The sequence below is a fragment of the Enterobacter sp. 120016 genome, from assembly GCF_018383635.1.
Classification (GTDB): Bacteria; Pseudomonadota; Gammaproteobacteria; order Enterobacterales; family Enterobacteriaceae; genus Enterobacter; species Enterobacter asburiae_D.
The window spans coordinates 73,002-96,699 of sequence record NZ_JAHAWC010000011.1 but is presented as its reverse complement, the minus strand read 5'-3'; the positions used below and the strand labels follow the sequence as shown (position 1 = coordinate 96,699).

22 protein-coding genes are annotated in these 23,698 nt (G+C 55.8%); 11 read left to right on the top strand and 11 right to left on the bottom strand.

Annotated elements, in window-relative coordinates; genetic code table 11:
* Positions 1 to 63 precede the first annotated feature (63 nt).
* Positions 64 to 1,527, top strand: a complete 1,464-nt coding sequence (locus KIF87_RS16110; protein ID WP_213329448.1) for a mannitol dehydrogenase family protein — start codon at positions 64 to 66, stop codon at positions 1,525 to 1,527.
* 43 nt (positions 1,528 to 1,570) lie between these two features.
* Here KIF87_RS16110 and ydfZ read toward each other — a convergent pair whose 3' ends face one another.
* Positions 1,571 to 1,774: a putative selenium delivery protein YdfZ gene (gene ydfZ, locus KIF87_RS16105; protein WP_014883679.1), complete on the bottom strand. Its 204-nt coding sequence runs from the start codon at positions 1,772 to 1,774 to the stop codon at positions 1,571 to 1,573.
* A gap of 286 nt (positions 1,775 to 2,060) precedes the next feature.
* Here ydfZ and KIF87_RS16100 point away from each other — a divergent pair, with 286 nt between their 5' ends.
* Complete coding sequence (locus KIF87_RS16100) at positions 2,061 to 2,492, top strand: universal stress protein (protein ID WP_023335546.1); 432 nt, start codon at positions 2,061 to 2,063, stop codon at positions 2,490 to 2,492.
* Between the two features lie 34 nt (positions 2,493 to 2,526).
* Here KIF87_RS16100 and KIF87_RS16095 read toward each other — a convergent pair whose 3' ends face one another.
* Both KIF87_RS16095 and ydfG read right to left on the bottom strand, forming a co-directional pair.
* The gene (locus KIF87_RS16095; RefSeq protein ID WP_063145668.1) at positions 2,527 to 3,213 is read right to left on the bottom strand and encodes a GntR family transcriptional regulator; all 687 of its coding nucleotides are present in this window, start codon (positions 3,211 to 3,213) and stop codon (positions 2,527 to 2,529) included.
* A 91-nt stretch (positions 3,214 to 3,304) separates the two neighbouring features.
* Positions 3,305 to 4,051: a bifunctional NADP-dependent 3-hydroxy acid dehydrogenase/3-hydroxypropionate dehydrogenase YdfG gene (gene ydfG / locus KIF87_RS16090; protein WP_023311558.1), complete on the bottom strand. Its 747-nt coding sequence runs from the start codon at positions 4,049 to 4,051 to the stop codon at positions 3,305 to 3,307.
* A gap of 142 nt (positions 4,052 to 4,193) precedes the next feature.
* On the opposite strand from ydfG, the gene dcp reads away from it, so the two are divergent.
* The gene (dcp, locus tag KIF87_RS16085) at positions 4,194 to 6,227 is read left to right on the top strand and encodes a peptidyl-dipeptidase Dcp (protein WP_213329446.1); all 2,034 of its coding nucleotides are present in this window, start codon (positions 4,194 to 4,196) and stop codon (positions 6,225 to 6,227) included.
* Between the two features lie 309 nt (positions 6,228 to 6,536).
* Positions 6,537 to 9,119: an EAL domain-containing protein gene (locus tag KIF87_RS16080; RefSeq protein ID WP_213329561.1), complete on the top strand. Its 2,583-nt coding sequence runs from the start codon at positions 6,537 to 6,539 to the stop codon at positions 9,117 to 9,119.
* A gap of 65 nt (positions 9,120 to 9,184) precedes the next feature.
* Here KIF87_RS16080 and uspF read toward each other — a convergent pair whose 3' ends face one another.
* Together uspF and KIF87_RS16070 are read right to left on the bottom strand one after the other, a co-directional pair.
* The gene (gene uspF, locus KIF87_RS16075; protein ID WP_213329444.1) at positions 9,185 to 9,619 is read right to left on the bottom strand and encodes a universal stress protein UspF; all 435 of its coding nucleotides are present in this window, start codon (positions 9,617 to 9,619) and stop codon (positions 9,185 to 9,187) included.
* A 125-nt stretch (positions 9,620 to 9,744) separates the two neighbouring features.
* A complete protein-coding gene (locus KIF87_RS16070; RefSeq protein ID WP_121423590.1) occupies positions 9,745 to 10,035 on the bottom strand; it encodes a DUF1330 domain-containing protein in 291 nt (96 codons plus the stop codon).
* A 68-nt stretch (positions 10,036 to 10,103) separates the two neighbouring features.
* Here KIF87_RS16070 and KIF87_RS16065 point away from each other — a divergent pair, with 68 nt between their 5' ends.
* Entirely contained in the window at positions 10,104 to 10,559 is a 456-nt protein-coding gene (locus KIF87_RS16065; RefSeq protein ID WP_249665933.1) for a MarR family winged helix-turn-helix transcriptional regulator, read from the top strand.
* 73 nt (positions 10,560 to 10,632) lie between these two features.
* On the opposite strand, the gene KIF87_RS16060 is transcribed toward KIF87_RS16065, so the two are convergent.
* Complete coding sequence (locus KIF87_RS16060; RefSeq protein ID WP_213329442.1) at positions 10,633 to 11,304, bottom strand: MgtC family protein; 672 nt, start codon at positions 11,302 to 11,304, stop codon at positions 10,633 to 10,635.
* A 457-nt stretch (positions 11,305 to 11,761) separates the two neighbouring features.
* Here KIF87_RS16060 and KIF87_RS16055 point away from each other — a divergent pair, with 457 nt between their 5' ends.
* Positions 11,762 to 12,970: an MFS transporter gene (locus KIF87_RS16055; protein WP_213329440.1), complete on the top strand. Its 1,209-nt coding sequence runs from the start codon at positions 11,762 to 11,764 to the stop codon at positions 12,968 to 12,970.
* 19 nt (positions 12,971 to 12,989) lie between these two features.
* Here KIF87_RS16055 and KIF87_RS16050 read toward each other — a convergent pair whose 3' ends face one another.
* Positions 12,990 to 13,979 carry a 2-hydroxyacid dehydrogenase gene (locus KIF87_RS16050; RefSeq protein WP_008502392.1) on the bottom strand — a complete coding sequence of 330 codons (990 nt, stop codon included), beginning with the start codon at positions 13,977 to 13,979 and terminating at the stop codon, positions 12,990 to 12,992.
* Between the two features lie 210 nt (positions 13,980 to 14,189).
* Between KIF87_RS16050 and KIF87_RS16045 the strand changes: the two genes are divergently transcribed.
* From KIF87_RS16045 to KIF87_RS16035, 3 genes are read left to right on the top strand one after another with little or no spacing between them, the layout of a single operon-like run.
* The gene (locus tag KIF87_RS16045; RefSeq protein WP_213329438.1) at positions 14,190 to 16,829 is read left to right on the top strand and encodes a YdbH family protein; all 2,640 of its coding nucleotides are present in this window, start codon (positions 14,190 to 14,192) and stop codon (positions 16,827 to 16,829) included.
* On the top strand, positions 16,826 to 17,017 hold the full coding sequence (locus KIF87_RS16040; RefSeq protein WP_213329435.1) for a YnbE family lipoprotein: 192 nt from the start codon (positions 16,826 to 16,828) through the stop codon (positions 17,015 to 17,017). Before KIF87_RS16045 ends, KIF87_RS16040 begins: the two co-directional genes overlap by 4 nt.
* Positions 17,018 to 17,024: 7 nt before the next feature.
* Positions 17,025 to 17,342: a YdbL family probable chaperone protein gene (locus tag KIF87_RS16035; protein ID WP_064672419.1), complete on the top strand. Its 318-nt coding sequence runs from the start codon at positions 17,025 to 17,027 to the stop codon at positions 17,340 to 17,342.
* Here the strand turns inward: KIF87_RS16035 and feaR are convergent, their stop codons facing one another.
* A complete protein-coding gene (gene feaR / locus KIF87_RS16030; protein ID WP_213329432.1) occupies positions 17,343 to 18,251 on the bottom strand; it encodes a transcriptional regulator FeaR in 909 nt (302 codons plus the stop codon).
* Between the two features lie 241 nt (positions 18,252 to 18,492).
* On the opposite strand from feaR, the gene KIF87_RS16025 reads away from it, so the two are divergent.
* Positions 18,493 to 19,992: an aldehyde dehydrogenase family protein gene (locus KIF87_RS16025; RefSeq protein ID WP_213329430.1), complete on the top strand. Its 1,500-nt coding sequence runs from the start codon at positions 18,493 to 18,495 to the stop codon at positions 19,990 to 19,992.
* 50 nt (positions 19,993 to 20,042) lie between these two features.
* On the opposite strand, the gene KIF87_RS16020 is transcribed toward KIF87_RS16025, so the two are convergent.
* Entirely contained in the window at positions 20,043 to 20,657 is a 615-nt protein-coding gene (locus KIF87_RS16020; protein WP_213329427.1) for an FMN-dependent NADH-azoreductase, read from the bottom strand.
* Positions 20,654 to 21,418, bottom strand: a complete 765-nt coding sequence (locus KIF87_RS16015) for an alpha/beta hydrolase (RefSeq protein ID WP_213329424.1) — start codon at positions 21,416 to 21,418, stop codon at positions 20,654 to 20,656. The genes KIF87_RS16020 and KIF87_RS16015 overlap by 4 nt, the downstream gene beginning before the upstream one ends.
* Positions 21,419 to 21,584: 166 nt before the next feature.
* Here KIF87_RS16015 and KIF87_RS16010 point away from each other — a divergent pair, with 166 nt between their 5' ends.
* On the top strand, positions 21,585 to 22,526 hold the full coding sequence (locus KIF87_RS16010) for a GlxA family transcriptional regulator (RefSeq protein WP_349628237.1): 942 nt from the start codon (positions 21,585 to 21,587) through the stop codon (positions 22,524 to 22,526).
* 9 nt (positions 22,527 to 22,535) lie between these two features.
* Here the strand turns inward: KIF87_RS16010 and KIF87_RS16005 are convergent, their stop codons facing one another.
* On the bottom strand, positions 22,536 to 23,642 hold the full coding sequence (locus KIF87_RS16005) for a GGDEF domain-containing protein (protein WP_213329419.1): 1,107 nt from the start codon (positions 23,640 to 23,642) through the stop codon (positions 22,536 to 22,538).
* Between the last annotated feature and the right edge of the window lie 56 nt (positions 23,643 to 23,698).

Below are 23,698 nucleotides of genomic sequence, written 5' to 3'. Positions count from 1 at the left end.
AGGCACTGCCGCTTCAGAAGGAGCGGCAGCGATCCACAGCTTTCTAATTAACGAGTCTTAATCATGGAAAACACCTTATTACAGGCCAACGCGACGCTGCCTCATTACGATCGCGACAGCCTTAAAGCACGCATTGTACATTTAGGCTTCGGCGCATTTCACCGCGCGCATCAGGCGGTGTACGCCGACATTCTCGCGGCCGAGCACGGCAGCGACTGGGGCTACTGTGAGGTTAACCTGATTGGCGGCGAGCAGCAGATTGCCGATCTGAACGCGCAGGATAATCTTTACACCGTGGCGGAGATGTCTGCCGATGCATGGACATCCCGCGTGGTTGGCGTGGTCAAAAAGGCCCTCCATGCGCAGGTTGACGGGCTGGAGACCGTGCTGGCAGCGATGTGTGAACCTCAGGTGGCGATTGTCTCGCTGACCATCACCGAGAAAGGGTACTGCCACTCACCGGCGACGGGGCAACTGATGCTCGATCACCCGTTTATCGTCGCCGACCTGCAAAACCCGCACCAGCCGAAATCCGCGCCGGGCGTGGTGCTGGAAGCGCTGGCGCGTCGCAAAGCGGCGGGTCTGCCTGCGTTTAGCGTGATGTCCTGCGATAACATGCCGGAGAACGGCCACGTGATGCGCAATGTGACCTGCGCGTACGCCCGTGCGGTAGACGGCGAGCTGGCGGACTGGATCGAGGCTAACGTCACCTTCCCGTCAACCATGGTGGACCGCATCGTGCCAGCGGTCACTCCCGATACGCTGGATAAAATTGAGCAGCTGACCGGCGTGCGTGACCCGGCGGCTGTAGCCTGTGAACCGTTCCGCCAGTGGGTAATCGAAGACAACTTTGTGGCAGGACGTCCCGAGTGGGAAAAAGCCGGTGCCGAGCTGGTGTCAGACGTGATCCCGTTTGAAGAGATGAAGCTGCGCATGCTCAACGGCAGCCACTCGTTCCTGGCGTACCTGGGCTACCTGGCCGGATACCCGCATATCAACGACTGTATGGAAGATGAGAACTACCGCCTCGCCGCGCACGCGCTGATGCTTAACGAGCAGGCCCCCACGCTGAAAGTGAAGGGCGTTGATTTAGGCCGCTATGCCGATCTCCTGATTGCCCGTTACAGCAACCCGGCCCTGCGCCATCGGACATGGCAAATCGCGATGGACGGCAGCCAGAAGCTCCCGCAGCGTATGCTGGACTCCGTGCGCTGGCACCTGGTGCACCAGAAACCTTTCCCACTGCTGGCACTGGGTGTGGCTGGGTGGATGCGTTATGTCGGCGGCGTGGATGAGCAGGGTAACGCCATTGACGTGAGCGATCCGCAGCTGGCGGTGATTCAGGCGGCGGTGAAGGGAAGTGCGGAAGGGGAAAATCGGGTTAACGCGCTGCTCGGCATTGAGGCCATCTTTGGTAAAGAGTTACCGCAGGAGCCGCGCTTCGTTGCTGCGGTGATGACCGCGTACCGGTCGTTGCTGCAAAAGGGGGCGAAAGCGACCGTCGCGCAGTACGTGTCTCAACGGTAATTCAGCACATGCCGCCGCGCGCGGCGGCATGTCTGCGCACAGCTTAGTGCATCCCCAGGCGAATCAGCTCAATCGGCTCGAACTTACCTTCGCATCCTTCCACTTCAACCGTTTTGCTGCGGCGCACCTGCGCGGCATCCAGCCCGTCGCTGTGGATCGCTTTAATCACGCCAGTTTTGCCCGTGCCGCTAATCATGACGCGGCTGCCGGTGGTGATTGCATTGCGGTTACGGTCGTATGTCATCATGGTATATTCTCCTCTCTAACCTGTTCGTTACGGCGCTATTTCAGGTTTGCCGTTCACGGGGCATATAAATACGCCTGTCCGCGCTTCATGTTTTTGTTTTTGATCAAACTCACACTTTTTTCTTTATTTCGCCGGGCGCTGACCGTTCAGGACAGTAATTTACAAAGCAGACCGTTATTTTCATTAACTGATAGTTTCGACAGGGAAGCGTTGAGGGTTGGTTTATATTCCGGATGTCATTCTGGGTGCAGGAAATAACCCTTCATCGGAATAAGGAGTCAGGCTTATGTATAAGAGCATTTTGATGCCTGTAGACGTGTTTGAAATGGATTTGAGCGACAAAGCGGTTCGCCACGCGGCAAACCTGGCGAAGGCAGAGGGCGCGTCGATTACCCTGGTCAACATTCTGCCAGCCAGCAGCCGGTCTCTGCTGCGCGGGTTCAACGCCGATATTAAAAAGTTTGAAGAGTATATGACCGCAGAATCCGGCAAGAAAATGAACGAGTTAAAAAGACTGTTCGATATCGCCCCGGAGAATATTCACAGCATGGTGCGTTTTGGCAACGTCCGCGATGAAATTATCAAGCTGAGCAAGGAGGGGGAATATGATGCGATTGTCATCGGGTCGAAAAATCCGAGCATCTCTACCCATCTGCTGGGTTCAAACGCGGAATCTATTCTGCGCTACGCCACGATCCCGGTGTTAGTCGTGCGCTAATCACGCCGCCGCACCCGAAAGGGGGCGGCGAATATTACTCTTCGCTAAACCACTCGCTATTTTCCTGACGAATAAGCTGCACGGATTCGCTGATCTCCTGCAGATGCAGCGTCATCGCTTTTTCCACGCCGTCCGCATCGCGTTTTTCTAGCGCGCTGAAAATATCATGATGCTGTCGAAGCAGCATTTCCGGCGGGGAGACGTGATCGAGGCTCATGTAGCGCACGCGGTCAATGGTGGCCTTGATGTTCTCGATGGTGTCCCAGGCCAGTTGGCAATCGGCAATCTGCGCCAGTTTCTGGTGGAATTCATCATCAAGCTGGAAGAAGTCATTCAGCTGCTTGCGGTCAATGGCAATGCGCTGCTGGTGCAGGTTCTGCTCCAGCAGGTAACACTGGTTGTCGTTGATAAGCGTTGCGGCACGGCGCGCCACCGCGCACTCAATGGCCTGGCGAACGAAACAGCCGTTGCGTACCTGAGAGAGTGAAATTTTGTTCACGTAGCTGCCGCGCTGCGGGCGGATCTGAATCAGCCCGTTCTCGGCAAGCTTTATAAACGCTTCACGCACCGGCTGACGGGAAACGTCAAATCGCACGGACACCTCTTTTTCAGAAAGCGGCGTTCCCGGTGGGATCAGGCAATGGACAATATCACGTCGCAAAATGCGATAGATTTGCTGGTTTACGGGCTGGGTGGGATTGAGTTGCGATTCAGCGGCCATGAGTTGTCATTTCTCAGAGAGTTAGCCTGAACATACTACCATTCTTTTAGGGCCCGAAACAGACCCGGCCCGCAGGCCGGGTAGGGCAGGTTTAGCCACGATGGACGCTAAGTCCGGCAAAACTCTGGCTGACTGGCATCATTTCTACGGTATTGATGTTGACGTGCTTTGGCAGCGTCGCCACCCACCAGACCGTTTCGGTCACATCTTCCGGCGTCAGCGCGTTAGCATTTTCGTAGGTTTTGCCCGCTTTCGCGTCATCGCCTTTGAAACGCACGTTGGAAAACTCGGTGCCGCCCACCAGGCCCGGCTCGATATCGGTGACGCGAATGGCGGTGCCGTGAAGATCGGTACGCAGGTTAAGGCTGAACTGGCGCACAAACGCCTTCGTCGCGCCATAGACGTTGCCGCCCGCGTAAGGCCAGCTCCCGGCGGTGGAGCCAATATTGATAATGTGGCCGCGGTTGCGCTCGACCATGCCCGGCAGCACCGCGCGGGTCATATAGACCAGCCCTTTGTTGTTGGTGTCGATCATGTTTTCCCAGTCTTCTACGCTGGCTTTGTGCGCGGGCTCCATGCCCAGCGCCAGACCGGCATTGTTGACCAGCACGTCGATGGCGCGCCACTCGGCGGGCAGGTTTGCAATCATCTCTTCAATGGCCGCGCGGTTACGCACGTCCAGCTGCGCGGTCAGGATGCTGTCGCCTAATTCGTCTTTCAGCTCCTGCAGGCGCTCCTGACGACGGCCCGTGGCAATAACCTTGTGCCCGTTGGCGACGAAGCGACGCGTGATGCTTTCACCAAAACCTGCCGTTGCCCCGGTAACTAAAATAATCATCTCACTGTTCCTCAACGCTTTTTGTGTTGTACTAACATAGCACGGCCGCAGAGGGTGCGTTAAGGCAACATTTGTATGACGGCGTTGCAGGGGATGGCGGCCTGGCCTACTCTGGGAGGATACTCGTACTCAGGAGCGAAAGATGACGGCCACGAATCCCTTTTTTGACATCAGCCTGTTGCCCTATCAGGCCCCCCATTTTGATGAAATCAACGACGGTCACTATCGCCCGGCCTTCGATGAAGCGCTTCGCCAGAAGCGGGCGGACATTGACGCCATCGTGTCTCAGGCCGCTGCGCCTGACTTCACTAACACCGTGCTGGCGCTGGAGAAAAGCGGCGCCATGCTCTCGCGCGTCAGCAGCGTGTTCTTCGCCATGACCTCCGCACATACCAATGCGTACCTGCAGGAGCTTGAGGAGCAGTTCTCCACCGAGCTTGCCGCGCTGGCGAACGATATCTGGCTGAATGACGTGCTTTTCGCCCGCGTGGAGAGCGTCTGGCAGGACCGTGCCGCGCTGGACGCCGAATCCCGTCGGCTGGTTGAGGAGACCTGGCAGCGGTTTATTCTGGCGGGCGCGCGTCTCAATGAAGCAGAAAAAGCCGAGCTGAAGGCGCTGAATACCGAGGCGGCCACCCTGACCAGCCAGTTTAACCAGCGTCTGCTGGCTGCCGATAAGACGGGCGGGCTGGTGGTGGATTACGCGCACCAGCTTGACGGGCTCAGCGCCAGCGAGATCGCCGACGCGGCGCAGGCTGCCGCGGAGCGAGGGCTAAACGATCGCTGGCTGATCCCGCTTCTGAACACGACCCAGCAGCCTGCGCTTTCCGCGCTGCGCAATCGTCAGACCCGCGAAAACCTGTTCAACGCGGGCTGGACGCGCACCCAGAAAGGGGATGAAAACGACACTCGCGAGCTGATCCTCCGCCTTACGGCGCTACGTGCGCGGCAGGCCCGCCTGCTGGGCTTTGAGGATTACGCCAGCTGGAGTATCGCCGACCAGATGGCGAAAACCCCGGACGCCGCGCTGACCTTTATGCGAGGCATTGTGCCTGCCGCCCGCGCCCGTGCAGAGCGCGAGCAGGCCGATATTCAGAACGTCATTGATGACGAGCAGGGCGGTTTCACCGTGCAGGCCTGGGACTGGGCCTTTTATGCAGAGCGCGTGCGCCAGGCAAAATATGCCCTCGATGAATCGCAAATCAAACCCTATTTTGCGCTCAATACCGTATTGCAGGATGGCGTCTTCTGGGCAGCCAGCCAGCTGTTTGGCATCCGCTTTGTGGAGCGCTTCGATATCCCGGTGTATCACCCGGACGTTCGCGTCTGGGAAATTTTCGATCACACCGGTGAGGGCATGGCGCTGTTTTACGGCGACTTCTTTGCCCGCGATTCCAAGCAGGGCGGAGCGTGGATGGGGAATTTCGTCGAGCAATCCTTCGAGTTTGCTGCGCGTCCGGTGATCTATAACGTCTGTAACTACCAAAAACCGGCTAACGGCGGCGTCGCGCTTCTCTCCTGGGATGACGTGATCACCCTGTTCCACGAGTTCGGCCATACGCTGCACGGCCTGTTTGCCAGCCAGCGTTTCGCCACGCTCTCCGGCACCAATACGCCGCGTGATTTCGTTGAATTCCCGTCGCAAATCAACGAACACTGGGCCAGCCATCCACAGGTGTTTACCCACTATGCCCGCCATTACGAAACCGGTGAACCGATGCCGGACGCGCTGCGGGAAAGCATGCTCAACGCGACCCATTTCAACAAGGGTTATGACATGACGGAGCTGCTGGCTGCCGCGCTGCTGGACATGAACTGGCACGGCATCGGTGAGGCCGTTTCGAGCGTAGACGCGTTTGAAGCGGCAGCACTGAAAAAAGAGGGGCTGGATCTGCCCGCCGTACCGCCGCGCTATCGCAGCAGCTATTTTGCCCATATTTTTGGCGGCGGCTACGCGGCGGGATATTACGCCTACCTGTGGACGCAAATGCTCGCTGACGATGGCTATCAGTGGTTCGTCGAACAGGGCGGCCTGACGCGTGAAAACGGGCAAAAATTCCGCGAGGCGATTTTGTCCCGTGGTAACAGCACGGATTTAGCTGAGCTGTATCGCAGCTGGCGCGGGCACGATCCGAAGATTGAACCGATGCTGGAGAATCGCGGGCTGAGCGAATAGAGTCAGTCTCGTCAGAAAAAAGAACCGGGCTTTACGCCCGGTTTTTTATACGCCTGTAACCGCTTCAGCCAAAAAGTGTCTTAATATGCGTTCTATATAAATAAAACGGTGAGGTTAAACGTCACTCCTATCGGTATATTTAATTTACCGAGTTTAGGCAGTAAAAGAGTTAATGATTAATAATTTGATCTGGGTTGTAAAAATTACATATTCTTTAGCTTCAGGGTCTTAGCTATAAATTTTTATTATTAAATGCCGATAAATGAAGATGGCATAAAATTGACGTAATAGCCGTTAAGAAGGCGAATGATGACCCTACCGTTGAACAATCCAGATTTTATGGATGCCGAGCCTTCTAAAGGCCTGATAAATAAAACCTTTACCTATATTGTCACGTTGTTGATAAGTATTTTCATTGCGGCAATAATTTCCCTGCTAATAATAAAAGGTAATGTTAATGAAATCAGCGACAAGCACGATGAATTTTTGTTAAGGAAAGCCCTGGATACCCGCCAGGAAAGCATGCGAAGCCATTTGAAAGACAATGCTGAGTGGGGAGATGCCTACAAACATCTTCATCTGAGCACCGACGTTCACTGGGCATGGGATAAGCAAAACCTGGGTAAGTCCCTCTATGACAATTTTGGCTACGAAGGGGTGTTTGTTCTCTCCCCGGAAGGGAGCACGCGGTACAGCGTGGTTGACGGGAAACTGAAGCTGCTGGATCTGGAGCGCTGGTTAGATAAATCAACCAAAGACCGTTTACTCCGTGATGTGAGCATAAAAAAGGGATTGCCGGTTTCTATGCTAACGCTTATCGATTCCGTTCCGGCCATTGTTTCTGCGGAATGGATAACGACGGGCGATGATACGAGCGTGCAACCCTTACCGGGGAAAGCTTCGACAATGGTGTTTATAGACAAGCTAACGGCTAAAAAACTCCTCACCATTGGGCAGGATGCCGGAGTCAAAAATGTTCGTACTTCACCCGATACAGTCACTTCTCAAATAAACAATCAGACAGAATTTACCTTAAGCACCCAGAATGGTGATGTGCACATTATCTGGGACAGCGAAAACCCCGGCCAGGCGTTGATTATTTATTTTTTACCCTTACTCATCCTTTCCGTCATTCTGACGGTATCGATGACGGTTATTCTCATGCGCCATATTATGCAGAAGGCGAGAATGCTTGACGAAAATACCTTTCTCCTCGAGCAGGCGCGGTTGAATCTCATCACGAGTGAAAAACGATTCCGGGACGTCAGTGAAACAACCAGCGACTGGTTCTGGGAAACAGATTTATCGTTAAAAATAACCTGGCTTTCAGGCCGTTTTTCTATAGTGACGGGATATGAAAATAGCGAATGGATAGGCCGCAGGTTGGATGAACTCTTTCCCTCTACAAGCGGATTATTACATGGCTGTGTCAGCCGCCGCGAGTTAACTGAACGCTTTGAATTCCGGAACTGTCCTTATACTCACGCGCAACAATCCACGTCCTATTGCACGCTTCTGGCAAAGTTGTCTGCTCAGCATGATGGAACGGTGGTTTTGCGAGGCGCGGCAACCGACGTCTCTCAGGAAGTTGAAGCAACAAAACGGGTGGAGTTCCTGTCACGCCATGATGAATTAACCGGTCTGCCGAACCGGTATCATATTAAGGAGTTTCTGGCAGGCCAGTTCGCTAAAGACGGCGTCAATCATTATCCCTTCGCCATGATTTGCCTCGATTTAGACAAGTTTAAACCCGTTAATGATATTTTTGGGCATTCCACGGGCGATGCTCTGCTTGGCGAGGTCGCTTTACGGCTTAAAAACTGCGTTCGTCGAGGTGATTTTGTCGCAAGGCAGGGAGGGGATGAATTTATGCTCCTCCTCGGCAACACCAGCCAAACAGAGCAGATTGAGGAGGTGTGTCACCGCATCGTGCAAGAACTTAACCGTCCTTTCTCCATTGACGGCAATGACGTGGCGATAGGCGTAAGCATGGGTATTGCGCTGGCTCCCCAGGATAGCAGCAGCGCAAACGATCTTTTACGCTATGCGGATATTGCCCTTTACCAGGCGAAACAATCTGGAAGAAACCGATGGGTCTATTATCGCCCGGATATGTCTGAAAAGTTGACCGAACGGAGAAAACTGGAATTAGAACTGAAGACCGCAATTCGCGAAGAGCAACTCTACCTGGTTTACCAGCCGCGTTATAACCTCCGATACTCGAAAATAGATGCCGTCGAAGCGCTGGTACGTTGGAAGCACCCGCAGCGAGGGACTATGATGCCCGATCAGTTCATCACGCTGGCGGAAGAAACCGGGCTGATTATTAACCTCAGCAACTGGGTCATACGCACAGCGTGCGCGGAGACAAAAGATAAATTGCCGGGGTTATCGGTATCCGTAAATATTTCTGCTATCGAATTTCAGGCAAGCGATCTTGCCGAAAGGATAAAAGAGATACTCCACGAAACAGGGCTTGAAGCTAACCGTCTGGAAATAGAAGTGACTGAAAATGTCACGCTTTCCGATCCTGAAAAAACCTTGCAGACCATGAAGTCTCTCAAAAAAATGGGCGTCCGCATTCTGATTGACGACTTCGGTACCGGCTATGCATCCCTGAGCTATCTCCGGAAGTTTCAGTTTGACGGGCTCAAGCTCGACAAGAGCTTTATTTTTACCCTGGGCGATTCGCCCCAGAACCAATCAGTCGTAGAGAAAATTATCGATCTCGGTAAAGCCTATTCGATGGCGGTAACCGCAGAAGGGGTGGAGACCGCCGAACAGCTCTCTTTCCTTAAAAAAAATAAGTGTGATGAAGTTCAGGGCTACTTGCTCGGAAAACCGGCCGCCATTACCGATCTCAATTTAAACGCACACGTACTGAATGTTTAAACGCGTTTATTCAGCCCTGACTCAGGGATGCGTCAACAAAAAAACCGGGCTTCTCGCCCGGTTTTCTATCTTACGACCAGTACCGGACATTTCGCATGCCGCACCACTGCCGCAGCGTTTGAACCCAACAGATATGTTGATATGTCAGGCTTGTGGGAGGCGATGATAATCAGGTCGGCGCCGATCGTGTCAGCGAGCTTAAGGATTTGATCCTTAGGGGATCCCGTCACGGCGTGAGTCTGAATCTTGTCTGCAGGGATTTTAAATTGCTTAACAATTTCATCCAGCCTTGCTAAGGCCGCGTGCTGGAACTCTTTCATCTTCGGCATTTCTACGGAGTAGGCCAAACCTAATGATGAATAATAAGGAAGCGATGGAATAACGGTAAGAAAGTGGACTTTGGCGGTGTTAAGGGCGGTATGTGCCTGAACGAACGGGATAACCATATGTGTCAGGCTATCCTCGGAAATATCAATTGGAACCAAAATTGTGTTGTACATGTGTCCCTCCTGAGTGTTTTTTGCACAACTCAGGTTAAACCGTTAATTCCAGCAAAACAGAGAGCACGCTGTCATAACGGGTACAAATTTCAGTTCTGTGATTTAGGTACAGTCGAACCTGCCTGTTATTCCGTCGTGACGATGAACATTCTCGCTTCCTGGGCGAGCTGGCGTTCAGCCTTAATCGGCGCATATTTTTCCGAATGATAGAAGGCAAGAGCCTGATCTAGCGTCGGGAATTCAAAAATGCCTGCATAGGGTAACGGCTCAACTTCGCCTTCCAGTACCTGTGTAACAGCTCCAAAATGAACAATTTTACCTCCTGCTTCCTCTAATGCTGACGTGAAGCGAGGGGCCAGGCTGGCCTGTCTGGCAGGGTCAATAATGCGTAAGTTGATATGAACAAAGGCTGGCATAGCCGTTCCTTAAACATGATTAATAGTGTATATACATTATTAACTTTAGCATTGCTTGTCGAGATGAAATGATGAACAACATTGATGTGGCGCTGTTGAAGACCATTCCGGAAGTTTGCCCGGGGTTTCAGGCGCGCGCTACCGCTCGGGCTATTACACGCTATTACAACGCCTGCTTTAGACCTTTTGATCTGACCGCAGAGCAGTTCAGTCTGTTGGTCGGCATTGGGGGTTCCCCGAATGAAACCGTTGCTGAACTCGCCGCCAGAGCAGGGGTGGATGCGACAACGCTGAGTCGAAATATCCGTAGTCTGGAATCCCGGGGCATTATTGACTCGGCTGGAGGCCGTGGACGTGCCGGAAAACGACTCACGCTGACGGGTGAAGGCTGGCGTCTGCTTGAAGAGGTCATCCCGGTGTGGCAGTCAGCTAAGGAGAAATTGTCCCATCTGATGGGCAGCGAACAGCTCAGCCTGGCGACGGAGATGATGAGACAGCTGGCTAAAACCAGTGCTGCCTTATGAAGCTTTCCGCGTTATTGTCAGTGACCGTGCAAAACGGCAAAGGCTATACCGGGCGTCATGCCCGGTAATATACTTATATTGCGTGACAGCTGACGGAGGCGATAATTTTATTCCCGCCCATATTACCCATAATCAGATCGAGTAATTTTCGGTATTCCTCCCGGGTCATCACCTCCGCCCGAATTTCAGTTTTACCTTCTGCCTGCGCCGTTGCGGAATAAATCGCTTTCAGACTTAGCGTCAGCTCTTTGGCCATGTTTACGACGCTCTGCCGCACCGCATCTTCATGCTCATCATTGCAGGTGATTTTCAGTACATAGCATTTTTCGCCTTCATGGAGCACGGGCAGTTGATTAATTCGCTGCGCGGCTTCGCGTAGCAATATGTTGGCACAGAGAATAATTACGCTGGCCATGGCGGCATTCCAGAACTGGCCTAATCCGCACAGCACGCCAATTCCGGCCGAGCACCACAGCGTTGCGGCGGTATTCAGACCACGAATATTCATTCCTTCACGCATAATGACGCCAGCGCCAAGAAAACCAATTCCGGAGACGATCTGCGCTGCGATACGCCCCGGGCTATCAGGAGAGGTAGATACCGAACTCAAAATGAACACCGCCGCGCCCGTAGCAACCAGTGCATTGGTACGAAGCCCGGCCATACGCTGGCGCCACTGTCTTTCCGCGCCAATAATTGCGCCCAGCAGCATCGCTGCGAGCAGATGAGAGATATAAGGGAACATCAGCCTGTCGCCTGTTAACGTTATTAAATAATAAGCGTCAGTGCTTTGCTAAGCACATCATAACGCTGTTTAAATGCTAAGCGTGTCAGGACGACGGTGGCGGAAAGAGTGAATGTGTAAACATGAACATCGCGATGCCCCACAAATTGAGCGGTTTTACTATTTCGGGATACAATCGCTTAAAGAGGATTGCTGCCCACCGTTTAAGGTAAGCAGCGAGAAAATTGCGCTAGCTTACCTTCGTATCGACTATAAAATAACTTTCCAACGAAGGGCTCCTGTGAAAATTTATTGCCAGTATAGACAGGCAAGATAATGAGTAAAGCGAAAAAACAGCCTCCGTTATGAATTGTTTAAGTTCGGAGGACATGTTTTTTAAGACGTCATCTGATTTTCAAAAATACCCGGTATACTACATTTCCTTTTTTACAGGCGATAACAGACAAAGGCAGGCAGTATGTCTCTTCGTTCGCTGCGGGCATTATGCCTGACAAGTTTTTTCATTGCGGATGTCCGCGATGGACTCGGTCCTTTTCTCGGTATTTTTCTGACCGAACGCCACTGGACACCCGATGATATCGGCATCCTGATGACGGCAGGTGGGCTGGCGGGACTACTCGCTACGCTGCCGGCGGGATTCATCACCGACACCTCACGCAGCAAGCGGACCGTTCTGGCGCTGGTGTGCCTGCTCATCACCCTTAGCACGCTCCTGCTGTGGTTTAGCCAGCAGAGCGGTGTTGTCGCAGTTTCGCAAATCGTCACCGGTATCTGCGCGGCATTTGTGGGGCCGCTGATCGCCGGGATTACGCTGGGGCTGACCGGCCAGAGCGGGTTCAGCGCGCAGATGGGCAAAAATGAGGCGTTCAATCACGGCGGCAATTTTGTCACCGCGCTGATTGCGGGCGGCATTGCCTGGTACTGGGGCGTAGGCGGGATTTTCCTGCTGATGACCTGTACCACGCTGTTAACGCTGTGCGCGCTGCTTGCTATCCGTAACGGGGATATTGATAACGACGCGGCGCGCGGGCTGTCCTCTTCCACGAGCCTGCCGGTCCCCGGCTTTGCCGTGCTGATTAAAAACCGGGCGCTGTTTGTCACCGGGCTGACGCTGCTGCTGTTTCACCTGGCGAACGCCGCGCTGCTGCCGATGCTGAGCATGAGGGTGGCCGCGGCACCCGCCTCGATCAACCCCGGGTTGTACGCGGCAGGCACCGTCATCATCTCTCAGGCGGTGATGATCCCCGTTGCCATCTGGGTCGCCCACCGAATAGACCGCTACGGCTACTGGCGCTTGATTATGCTGGCGCTGCTGGTGATGCCGGTGCGCGCGGCGCTGGCGGCGTCTACGGACGCGCCGTTAATGATGATCCCGGTACAAATCCTCGACGGGCTGGCCGCAGGGATCCTGGGGGTGGTGGTGCCGTCGTTTATCGTGGTGCTGTTGCGCGGAAGCGGGCACGTCAATGCCGGGCAGAGCGTGGTGATGCTGATGCAGGGGGTTGGGGCATCCATGAGTCCGGCGTTAACCGGCACGATTGCGGGTCATTACTCCTTTGCGGCAGCATTCAGCGTCCTGAGCGCGATTGCGCTGGTGGCCGTCCTGCTCTGGTGGTGCTTTGCGCACCGGACCTGGGAAACAGACAGTACGCCGGGTGGGGCATAGCCGCCACCCGGCGTCACGCTTATGCCAGTTCGTTAGGGCACGCTTCGCCCTTTTCCAACTGCTGCAGGTTACCCAGCGTGGTTTCCGAAATGCTGATCAGCGCTTCGGCAGTCAGAAACGCCTGGTGTCCGGTAAACAGCACGTTATGGCAGGCAGACAGGCGGCGGAACACGTCGTCCTGGATCACATCATTAGACTTGTCTTCAAAGAACAGATCGCGTTCGTTCTCATACACGTCCATCCCCAGCGCGCCGATTTTCTGGGTTTTCAGCGCTTCGATAGCGGCCTGAGAGTCAACCAGCCCACCGCGGCTGGTGTTGATGATCATCACGCCATCTTTCATCTGGTCAAACGCAGCCTGGTTGAGCAGGTGGTAGTTTTCCGGCGTCAGCGGGCAGTGCAGGGAGATCACGTCGGACTGCGAGAACAGGGTCGGCAGGTCGACGTATTCCACGCCCAGATCCAGCGCAGCTGCGCTCGGGTACGGATCGAACGCCAGAAGACGCATGCCGAAGCCTTTCAGAATGCGCAGGGCAGCCACGCCAATTTTACCGGTGCCGATCACGCCCGCGGTTTTGCCGTACATGGTGAAGCCGGTCAGCCCTTCCAGCGAGAAGTTGGCGTCACGGGTACGCTGATAGGCGCGGTGAATACGACGGTTGAGAGACATCATCATGCCAATCGCATGTTCCGCCACCGCTTCCGGGGAATACGCCGGGACGCGCACCACCTTCAGACCGAGCTCTTTCGCCGCGTCGAGGTCCACGTTATTAAAGCCCGCGCAGCGCAGGGCGATGTACTTCACCCCCTGTTTTTTCAACTCTTCCAGCACCGGACGACTGCCGTCGTCGTTAACAAAAATGCAGACGCCTTCACAGCCGTGCGCCGTTTTGGCGGTTTTTTCGGACAGCAGAAAGTCGAAAAATTCAAGCTCAAACCCGTAAGCCTCGTTAACATGTTGCAGATACTTTTTGTCGTACTGCTTTGTGCTATATACCGCGAGTTTCATAAGACTTTCTCCAGTGATTTTACATCCACGTTAGCATGATTAAAATTATCTTACAATTTCTAAAATATTATTGAATTCAATAAGTTCTATCAATTATTCTAGAGCATCTATCCTTAAAAATGGCATTCCCTTCAACTGACTGGCTAAACATGCGACAATGATCGGCACTGCCGGCTTAATTCTTTCGCTAAATCAGGATATTAACTGCCCATGAAGGGTAAATACAAAGCCGCTCTTGCGCTTTTACTGCTGTTCATATTGTTGCCGCTGACGCTGCTGATGACGCTCGCCCAGTGGGTACCGACGCTCGCCGGGATCTGGCTGCCCGTCGGGACGCGCATCGCATTCGAAGAAAGTCCGAAACTGACTCGCCACGCGCTGGTGATCCCCGATCTTCGCTATCTGGTTGAAGACTGCGAAATTGCCCGCATCGATAACGTGACGCTGTCACATCCGAGCCGCTGGAAGCTGGATATCGGCGCGCTGGATCTTAACTCCGTCTGTCTGAGCAAAATTCCCCAGTCTGCGCCCTCAACGGTCGCCCCCAAAACGCTGGCGCAATGGCAGGCCGTGTTACCCAATACCTGGCTCACGATTCACCGTCTGACGCTTTCGCCCTGGCAGCAGTGGCAGGGCGAACTTCAGGCATCGCTGACGCCGTCCCGTCAGGAGATCGCCTATAAAGGCGAGCAGGTCAGCATTAAAGGCACGCTTCGCGGTCAGACGCTCTCGGTCAGCCAGTTCGATGTACAGCTTCCGGACCAGCCGCAGCCGATTAAGCTGGTGGGCGAGTTTACCCTGCCGCTGGTACCGGATGGCGTGCCGGTGAAAGGCCACGCGGTCGCGACCTTTAACGTGCCACAGTTAACGTCTCTGGTCGATGCCGATCTGGACTGGGAAGACAATCAGGGGCAGTTGGTGGTGATGGCGCGGGACAACCCCGATCCGCTGCTCGACCTGCCGTGGCAGATCACGGCGGAGCAGCTGAACATCAGCGACGGGCGCTGGAACTGGGATCTTTCCGGTATGCCGCTTAGCGGGCGCGTGTCGCTTCGCGCGGACAACTGGCAGCAGGGGCTGGATAAAACCACCCTGACCGGACGACTGAATGTGCTTACTCACGGTGACGCGGGGAAAGGCAACGCGGTCTTGAATATTGGGCCCGGCAGGCTCGGCATGGAAAACAGCGACATGCCCCTGTATCTCAGCGGCGAGGCGAAGCAAAACGATCTCATTCTTTACGCCAAATTGCCCGCCACGCTGACCGGCAGCCTGTATGAACCGCAGCTGGCCTTTGAGCCGGGCGCGCTGCTCCGCTCGCGCGGGCGCATCATTGACTCACTCGATATCGATGAAATCCGCTGGCCGCTGGCGGGCGTGAAGCTGACGCAGAAGGGCGTGGACGGCCGTTTACAGGCGATTCTGCGCGCCCATGAAAACAAGATGGGTGATTTTGAACTCCACCTGGACGGCCAGGCCAACGACTTTTTACCTGATAACGGCCTGTGGCAGTGGCGCTACTGGGGCAAAGGCGGTTTTACGCCGATGCATGCCCGCTGGGATGTTGCCGGGAAAGGCGAGTGGCGCGACAACCTTATTGAGCTGACGGCGCTCTCCACCGGTTTTGACAAGCTCCAGTACGGCACTATGGAGGTCAGCAAGCCGCGTCTGGTGCTGGATCAACCGGTGCGCTGGCTGCGTGACCCCGATAAACCATCCTTCAGCGGCGCGCTGTCGCTCAACGCCGGGCAAACCCGTTTCTCCGGCGGCAGCGCGTTGCCGCCCTCGGTCCTGACCTTCAGCGTCGACGGCACCGACCCGACCCTTTTTCAGTTTAAGGGCGACCTCCATGCGGACAAAATCGGCCCGGTACAGGTGAACGGTCGCTGGGACGGCGTACGTCTTCGCGGGCAGGCCTGGTGGCCGAAACAGTCCCTCACCGTCTTCCAGCCGCTGATCCCGCCGGACTGGAAAATGACGCTGCGCGACGGGGAACTTTACGCGCAGGTCGCCTTCTCGGCGGCGGCCGATCAGGGCTTTGAAGCGGGCGGGCACGGCGTGCTGAAATCCGGTAGCGCCTGGATGCCGGATAACCAGATTAACGGCGTCGATTTTGTGCTGCCGTTCCGCTTCAGCGAGGGAACCTGGTCCCTCGGCACGCGCGGGCCGGTCACGCTGCGCATCGGCGAAGTGGAAAACCTGGTGACCGCACGCAACATTACCGCCGATCTACAGGGGGATTATCCCTGGACGGAGGACAACCCGCTGCTGCTCACCAATGTGAAGGTGGAAACCCTCGGCGGGAAGATCACCATGCAGCAGCTGCGGATGCCACAGCACGATCCGGCCCTGCTGCGCGTGGACAATATCTCCTCCAGCGAGCTGATTAGCGCCGTTAATCCGAAACAGTTTGCCATGTCAGGGCCGGTGAGCGGGGCTCTGCCGTTCTGGCTGGACAATGAAAAATGGATCATTAAAGATGGCTGGCTGACCAACCCGGGGCCAATGACGCTACGTATCGACAAAGATACGGCAGACGCCATCGTGAAGGATAATATGGTTGCGGGCGCGGCGATTAACTGGCTCCGCTATATGGAAATTTCGCGTTCGTGGACGAGAATCAATTTAGATAACCTGGGTGAATTAACCATGCAGGCGACCATCAAGGGGACCAGCCGGGTGGATGGCAAAAGCAGCTCCGTCAACCTGAACTATACCCATGACGAGAATGTCTTTACCCTCTGGCGCAGCCTGCGTTTTGGGGACAACCTGCAAACCTGGTTTGAGCAACATGCGGCGATACCTGCTCCCCGCAGTTCGACTGGCAAGGAAAGTGAGGAACAACAATGATAAAGATGGCTGGTGTGCTCACCGTTGCCGTTGCCGCGCTACTGACCGGCTGTACGCCGCGTATTGAAGTCGCTGCGCCAAAGGAGCCGATTACCATCAATATGAATGTCAAAATCGAACATGAGATCCATATTAAGGTCGATAAAGACGTTGAAACTCTGCTGAAATCGCGCAGCGATCTGTTCTGAGGATGCCATGAAACGATTAGCTCTGATTTTACTGGCGCTGGGGATGAACGTGCAGGCGGCTGCGCTGACCTTAAACGATGCCCGGGCGCAGGGGCGCGTGGGGGAAACCCTCAGCGGTTATATTGCCCCGATTCAACAGGATGCGGAAACGCTGGCGCTGGTCAATCGTATCAATGCGGCACGCACGGAAAACTACCAGAAGCTGGCTGACAGCAATAATTTGCCGGTCGATGAAGTGGCCAAAATGGCAGGTCAAAAGCTGGTTGCCCGCGCGCAGCCGGGCGAATACGTGAAGGGTATTAACGGAAAATGGCTCAAAAAGTAGTTAGCGGTAGCGCCTGCGGTATTCACCCGGCGAGACGCCAAAACGCTGCTTAAACGCCGTTGAAAAATGGCTATGGTCGGTGAAACCCCAGCTGTAGCCAATGCCCGCCAGCTTTTCATCATCACCGGCAGCGCGCAGTACCTGCGCACACAGATCCAGACGACGGTTTTTGATGTACTGCGCCACCACCAGCCCCTTTTCCGCAAACATGCGATAGAGGCTGCGCACGGACATACCGCTCTCGGCGGCAATCCATTCGGGGCGCAGTGATTCAGACTGAATATGGTCGTCAATCAGCGCGACTACATGCAGGAACTGGCGTTCCTTGCGCGGCTGAATGATTTCACGCTGCTGGAAAGCGGGGCGCAGCAGGCAGATCATCGCTTCGAGCGCCGCTTCACTCTCCCGGTCACTCAGGTCGGCATTGCTCATGCTCTCCATCAGCAGGCGATGGCTCAGCTGTACCGTGGGCAAGGTGCGGGAAAGGGCGGTCGCGCAGCTTATCTCCTGGAAACGACACTGCTGCTCAATAATCTGGCGGGGAACCAGCAGCGAAATCTGGCGGGATTTTTCCCGCCAGTTGATCGAGCAGGGACGCGACGCGTCAATCAGCGTGATATCACCGGTTCTGAGTACCGCCCGACGCTCATCCTGTTCAATTTCCGCGCTGCCTTCAAGCTGGAACACGGTATAGAACCAGGCATCGTTACTCTGCGTAATCTCCTGACGGGAGCGGAACAGGTTAACGCCGCCTGCGGTCACGGTGCTGAGCTTCAGGCTGCGCGCATAGCTGGTCTCCAGCTCGCCGAAGAACTTCCCCTCGGTGGGCTGCGCGTTAAAACGCCCGCAAACCTGGTTAATTTGCGCCAGCCACTGCTGATACTGTTCCTGCTCGCTTGCACACGCCATCGTTTCTCTCACTGCTCCGTCAACGTTTTCGCATTGTTGCATTTGTGTTGCATTTTGTCAGAGCTATGAGGCTGACTATAGGAAAGAACACTCACCGGTAACAGCGATATAAGCGGCAATTATCGCGATTTGCGGAGCCTGTCACAGGTGGCAAAGCGAATGTCACAGAGACAAAAGCGAGAATGCAAAACCCCACTTAGACTGGATGGACACCCTGCGAAGAATAACGAAGGAGTATCCTATGTCTGAATCACAGGTGGCCATTCAGCCTGCCGTACAACAATTTTTAGACCGACAGCATGGCCTGTGGATTGAAGGGCGTCAGGCCGCGTCGGACAGTGAAAAGCGGCTGAACGTCTTCAACCCGGCCACGGGCGAGGTCATTGCCTCAACTGCCGATGCCAGCGTCGATGACGTTGACCGCGCCGTCATGTCCGGCTGGCGCGCGTTTGTCGCCCGCAGCTGGGCCGGAAAACTGCCGGCAGAGCGCGAGCGGATCCTGCTTCATTTCGCCGATCTGGTCGAACAGCACAGCGAGGAGCTGGCCCAGCTTGAAACGCTGGAGCAGGGCAAATCCATTAACATTTCCCGCATGTTTGAAGTCAGCTGCACCCTGAACTGGATGCGCTATACCGCCGGGCTGACCACCAAAATTTCGGGTAAGACCCTCGACCTTTCCATCCCGCTGCCGCAGGGCGCCCGCTACCAGGCGTGGACGCGTAAGGAGCCGGTTGGCGTGGTGGCCGGGATTGTGCCCTGGAACTTCCCGCTGATGATCGGGATGTGGAAAGTGATGCCTGCGCTGGCCGCGGGCTGCTCTATTGTCATCAAGCCGTCAGAGACCACGCCGCTGACCATGCTGCGCGTGGCGGAACTGGCAAGCGAAGCGGGCATTCCGGACGGGGTGTTCAATGTGGTAACCGGGAGCGGCGCGGTGTGTGGCGCAGCGCTGACCTCACATCCGCATATTGCAAAGGTGAGCTTTACCGGCTCAACGGCGACGGGTAAGCAAATCGCCCGCGCGGCGGCGGATACGCTAACCGGGGTGACCCTGGAGCTGGGTGGGAAAAACCCGGCTATCGTACTGAAAGACGCGGACCCGGCGTGGGTGATCGAAGGCCTGATGACCGGCAGCTTCCTGAACCAGGGGCAGGTGTGCGCGGCGAGCTCGCGCATCTACATTGAAGCACCGCTGTTTGACACGCTGGTCAGCGGGTTTGAGCAGGCGGTGAAATCCCTGAGCGTCGGGCCGGGCATGTCGCCGGAAGCGTTTATCAACCCGCTGGTGTCGCGCGCGCACTGTGACAAGGTGCAGACCTTCCTTGATGAAGCCAGGTCGCGCAACGCGGAGCTGATCGTCGGTAACCGGGGGCCGGAAGGCAAAGGCTATTACGTTTCGCCGACGCTGGTGGTGAACCCGGATGCCTCACTGCGCCTGTCGCGTGAAGAGGTGTTTGGCCCGGTGGTCAACCTGGTGCGCGTCGCCGACGGGGAAGAGGCGCTCCAGCTGGCAAACGACAGCGAATATGGCCTGACGGCCAGCGTCTGGACGCAGAATATCAGCAAGGCGCTGGAGTACACCGACAGGCTGCAGGCGGGCACCGTCTGGGTGAACAGCCATACGCTGATCGACGCCAACCTGCCGTTCGGCGGCATGAAGCAGTCCGGCACCGGGCGTGACTTTGGCCCGGACTGGCTGGACGGCTGGTGTGAAACCAAGTCGGTTTGCGTGCGGTATTAAAAACACTGCCGGGTAACGCTGCGGTTACCCGGCAGTGTTTAACCCGGCGGCTATTTTAATGCTGCGGCGATGACCGATGGAATAGTGTCAAACGCCTGAGCAACGCCTTTAGTCCGGATCTCCTCACCGCGCGTCGCCCCTTCGGCACGAACGAATTCCACTCTGTCGATGCCCAGAAAGCCAAAAAATTTCTGCAGGTATCGCTCCTGAAAATCCATGTCTTCGATTGGCGTACCGTGATATATCCCCCCGCGGGTTGAAACGACGACAATCCTTTTGCCGGTCGCATGCCCCACCGGGCCCGTCGGGGTATAGCTAAAGGTTTTTCCCGGCTGGGCCAGTCGATCTAACCAGGCTTTAAGCTGCGTTGAGACGGAGAAGTTATACATAGGCGCACCTATCACGATGAGGTCGCTATTGAGAAATTCGTTCACAAGCGCCTCGGACAGCTCGTGTTCGCGGACGTCTTCAGCCGTAGCGTCCGTGGCTATCCGCAGCGGCCGGAAGCCTGCAGCAACGGTGCCGGTGAGATGGGCGATGGGGGTTTTAACGACGTCGCGATAGACCACCCGATCTGACGCGAGCTGGCGAACCACCTCTGCCGTCAGCTGACGTGAAAGTGAGAACTCGCCGTTAATGCTTGAATCTATATGCAGAATATTCATTTTTTTGTTTCCTTTGCGTCGGTCTGGGTTGCTTGTTCGATGAACTGGCTGACGGCGTCCGGGTGGGAAATCATCGACATATGGCTGCTCTTAATACGCAGGACGGTGGCGTTCATGGCGCCGGCAAGCTGCTGCTGGACGCCGGGAGAAAGGGCGCGATCGTCTTCGGTTATCAGATACCATGAGGGTTTTTCGCGCCAGGCGGCATGTTCTACCTTCTCGCTAAAGGCGTTTGCCGCGATGGGCTGCTGCGTTGCCGTCAGCAGCTTTACGCGTTTAAGAGGCAGGTCATTGGCCATCGTGCGCTGATAGGCATCGGGATCGTCCAGCCAGATCAGCCCTTTTTTATCCGGGCGCATGTCGGCCATCGGGGCGTTAAGCCGGGTAAGAAGAGAGGTGACCGATTCACCGCTGTCGGGGGCAAGGGCGGAGAGAAAAACCAGCTTTTTCACCTTCGGGTTATTGCCTGCCTGAGCGATGACCGCGCCAGCCCAGGAGTGGCCGACAAGGACCACTTCCCCTTGCTGACGGTCAATGACACGCTCAGTGGCGGCGACGTCATCTTTCAGCGAGGTCAGGGGGTTCTGCACTGCCGTGACGTGATAGCCCCGGGTCTGCAAACGGTCTATCACTTCCTGCCAGGCGGAACCATCGGTAAAGGCACCGTGCACGAGGATGATGTTATTAATCCGCGCCTGTACAGGCTGCGATGCAGCCATGCAAAGCAAAGAGAGAAGAACGGGCAAGCGTGTCGGTTTCATAGGCGTGACGTAATTTCCTGAGAGACGTTGAAGCACAGTGTAACGAGAGGCGCAAAGAAGCTTGTAGTGTCTGAAATGACGGTTAACATACGAAATCAGACATTTTATTCGGGCCTGAATCATGAGAATTGGCATTTTAGCGTTACCCGGAAGTATGAAATCCGCCGTGGCTGGGCTCTGCGACATGTTCTGGCTGGCTAACGAGGTGATTTCCCAGCAGCCGGACGGCGCGGGCATATCGCCATTTGAGGCGGTCATCATCACGGCGGAAGGAAAGCCGGTCCCGGACGCGCAGGGTCGGCCGATCGAGACCGATGGGAGCTTTGTCACCGGGGGAACCTTCGACCTCGTGATTGCCTGCGGGATGAAGCTTGACGAGCAGAAACGCCCGGTCTCGCTAGCGGCGGTCCACGAGGCTGGCATATGGCTGCGCGACCAGTATGATAAAGGCGTGATGCTTGCGGGAGCCTGTGCCGGTGGGTTGGTTCTCGCCGAGGCGGGGGTACTCAATGGGCGGGCATGCACGACGACCTGGTGGCTTTACCATACTTTCCGCCAGCGTTACCCGCTCAGCAAACCCGTCTGGGGTAAAGCGCTGGTGCAGGACGCGCGGGTTATCACCTCCGGCGGCCCGCTCTCGTGGGTTGACCTGGCGCTGCATATCATCCGTCTGCACGCGGGGCAGAAGCTGGCGCGTCTGACGGCCGATATGGCCGTGGCTGACAGCCAGCCGTTGTCTCAGCAGGTTTACGCGCCAGCAGGTTTTTTAAATTCGGTACATCCGATGATAATGAAAGCGGAACATATCGTTCGGTATGAAAATCCGGCAATTACCGTAGAGCAGCTTGCCCGGGCGCTGAATATGACCACTCGAACCCTCCACCGAAAAATGGCGGAGGAGATGAATGAAAGCCCTAAAAACTTTTTGACGCGCATGCGCATTGAAAAGGCGATGCGTCTCCTGGAGCAGCCGGGGTACGTCATAGCGCAGATTGCTGGCGATTGCGGTTACGCTGACGACACGGCGTTCAGGCGCGCCTTCACTGGCGCGACGGGAATGTCGCCCGGCCAGTATCGCAAGTGGATCGCCGGGCGTCATGCGGAATAGCCGCCGTTCTCAGCGGCATACTCGATCTCGCCCGGCCTCCTTAGCCCGATACAGCGCCGCATCGGCGCGGGCGATGATCTCGGTGCCCGCTAACCCTTCCGCCATGCTCGCAATCCCCATGCTCACGGTGACCTGGTCGCTAACGGTTGACGCGCTGTGCGGTATGGACTCCGCGCGCAGGCCGTCCTGAATGCGTAGGGCCACCTTTTCAGCGATGTTTTCCGGGCAGTTAAACAGGATCACCACGAACTCCTCGCCGCCGTAGCGTGACACCACATCGTCAGGCGTTCGCACCGACTGCTTCAGCACCCGCGCCACGCGCGTCAGGCAGTCGTCACCCGCCTGGTGCCCGTAGGTGTCGTTGTAGCGTTTGAAATAGTCGATATCCAGCATAATCACCGAGAAGGTTTTTTTCTGCTCAACCGCGTTCTCCAGCACCACTTCCATTTTCCGGCGATTGGCGGTTTTGGTTAACGGATCCTGATGCGCCAGCGCATCCAGTCTGGAAATCAGCAGCTGATTTTGCTGGTTACGTCGCCAGGCCTCGTCAAACCAGCTCAACAGGATGAAACGCCCGCAGATCAGGATCAGCGTAAAGACGCTCCAGATAACGACGAAGTGAAGGTTGAGGCCATCGTTCCGTATCCAGCTTGCTATCGGCAGGGTGATCCAGAGCGGGAGCACAAAGGCGAGCAACCCTTCAGGGTAAAAATAGAGCGCCGTTAAGCCCGCGAGTAATAAAATAACGCACAGCGGCCAGACGTGCGGGAGCAGCAGCTGGGTGATAAACCAGAAGCAGGAGACCGACCAGATAGCGCTGCAGATAAACAACACCACGCTGATACCGGCGATGCGCCGCCAGGCCATGAGGATCAGCGCCGCGGAGAGGATGATAATGCCGAGCATGGAGGCATCGACCATTCTCGTCAGCTGCGGCGAGTGGGGATAAAGGGGATCGCTGGTATTAAGCAGGACGTGTCGCAGCAGAATCATCACCGCGAAGCTGATATTGACGAAGGCCAGCCACGGCAGGTTCATCGCCAGCCCGTGCATGACCATGGCATGGCGCGTTGGCCAGGTTGCCCGTTCAAGTGTCGGTTTTTTTCTTTTTTCCATTGACGCTTTTACCCTGTCTGGCTAACACGTGAAGCAGGAAAGGGCGGACGAACCGC

What these genes read in the sequence shown, in the direction of transcription:
- dcp (WP_213329446.1), top strand. Translation starts at nt 4,194, where the DNA reads ATGACGGCCACGAATCCCTTTTTTGACATCAGCCTGTTGCCCTATCAG.
- ydfZ (WP_014883679.1), bottom strand. Translation starts at nt 1,774, where the DNA reads ATGATGACATACGACCGTAACCGCAATGCAATCACCACCGGCAGCCGC.
- feaR (WP_213329432.1), bottom strand. Translation starts at nt 18,251, where the DNA reads ATGGCGTGTGCAAGCGAGCAGGAACAGTATCAGCAGTGGCTGGCGCAA.
- KIF87_RS16020 (WP_213329427.1), bottom strand. Translation starts at nt 20,657, where the DNA reads ATGAATATTCTGCATATAGATTCAAGCATTAACGGCGAGTTCTCACTT.
- KIF87_RS16050 (WP_008502392.1), bottom strand. Translation starts at nt 13,979, where the DNA reads ATGAAACTCGCGGTATATAGCACAAAGCAGTACGACAAAAAGTATCTG.
- KIF87_RS16040 (WP_213329435.1), top strand. Translation starts at nt 16,826, where the DNA reads ATGATAAAGATGGCTGGTGTGCTCACCGTTGCCGTTGCCGCGCTACTG.
- uspF (WP_213329444.1), bottom strand. Translation starts at nt 9,619, where the DNA reads ATGTACAACACAATTTTGGTTCCAATTGATATTTCCGAGGATAGCCTG.
- KIF87_RS16060 (WP_213329442.1), bottom strand. Translation starts at nt 11,304, where the DNA reads ATGTTCCCTTATATCTCTCATCTGCTCGCAGCGATGCTGCTGGGCGCA.
- KIF87_RS16045 (WP_213329438.1), top strand. Translation starts at nt 14,190, where the DNA reads ATGAAGGGTAAATACAAAGCCGCTCTTGCGCTTTTACTGCTGTTCATA.
- KIF87_RS16035 (WP_064672419.1), top strand. Translation starts at nt 17,025, where the DNA reads ATGAAACGATTAGCTCTGATTTTACTGGCGCTGGGGATGAACGTGCAG.
- KIF87_RS16095 (WP_063145668.1), bottom strand. Translation starts at nt 3,213, where the DNA reads ATGGCCGCTGAATCGCAACTCAATCCCACCCAGCCCGTAAACCAGCAA.
- KIF87_RS16065 (WP_249665933.1), top strand. Translation starts at nt 10,104, where the DNA reads ATGATGAACAACATTGATGTGGCGCTGTTGAAGACCATTCCGGAAGTT.
- KIF87_RS16110 (WP_213329448.1), top strand. Translation starts at nt 64, where the DNA reads ATGGAAAACACCTTATTACAGGCCAACGCGACGCTGCCTCATTACGAT.
- KIF87_RS16055 (WP_213329440.1), top strand. Translation starts at nt 11,762, where the DNA reads ATGTCTCTTCGTTCGCTGCGGGCATTATGCCTGACAAGTTTTTTCATT.
- KIF87_RS16100 (WP_023335546.1), top strand. Translation starts at nt 2,061, where the DNA reads ATGTATAAGAGCATTTTGATGCCTGTAGACGTGTTTGAAATGGATTTG.
- KIF87_RS16015 (WP_213329424.1), bottom strand. Translation starts at nt 21,418, where the DNA reads ATGAAACCGACACGCTTGCCCGTTCTTCTCTCTTTGCTTTGCATGGCT.
- KIF87_RS16005 (WP_213329419.1), bottom strand. Translation starts at nt 23,642, where the DNA reads ATGGAAAAAAGAAAAAAACCGACACTTGAACGGGCAACCTGGCCAACG.
- KIF87_RS16070 (WP_121423590.1), bottom strand. Translation starts at nt 10,035, where the DNA reads ATGCCAGCCTTTGTTCATATCAACTTACGCATTATTGACCCTGCCAGA.
- KIF87_RS16080 (WP_213329561.1), top strand. Translation starts at nt 6,537, where the DNA reads ATGACCCTACCGTTGAACAATCCAGATTTTATGGATGCCGAGCCTTCT.
- KIF87_RS16025 (WP_213329430.1), top strand. Translation starts at nt 18,493, where the DNA reads ATGTCTGAATCACAGGTGGCCATTCAGCCTGCCGTACAACAATTTTTA.
- ydfG (WP_023311558.1), bottom strand. Translation starts at nt 4,051, where the DNA reads ATGATTATTTTAGTTACCGGGGCAACGGCAGGTTTTGGTGAAAGCATC.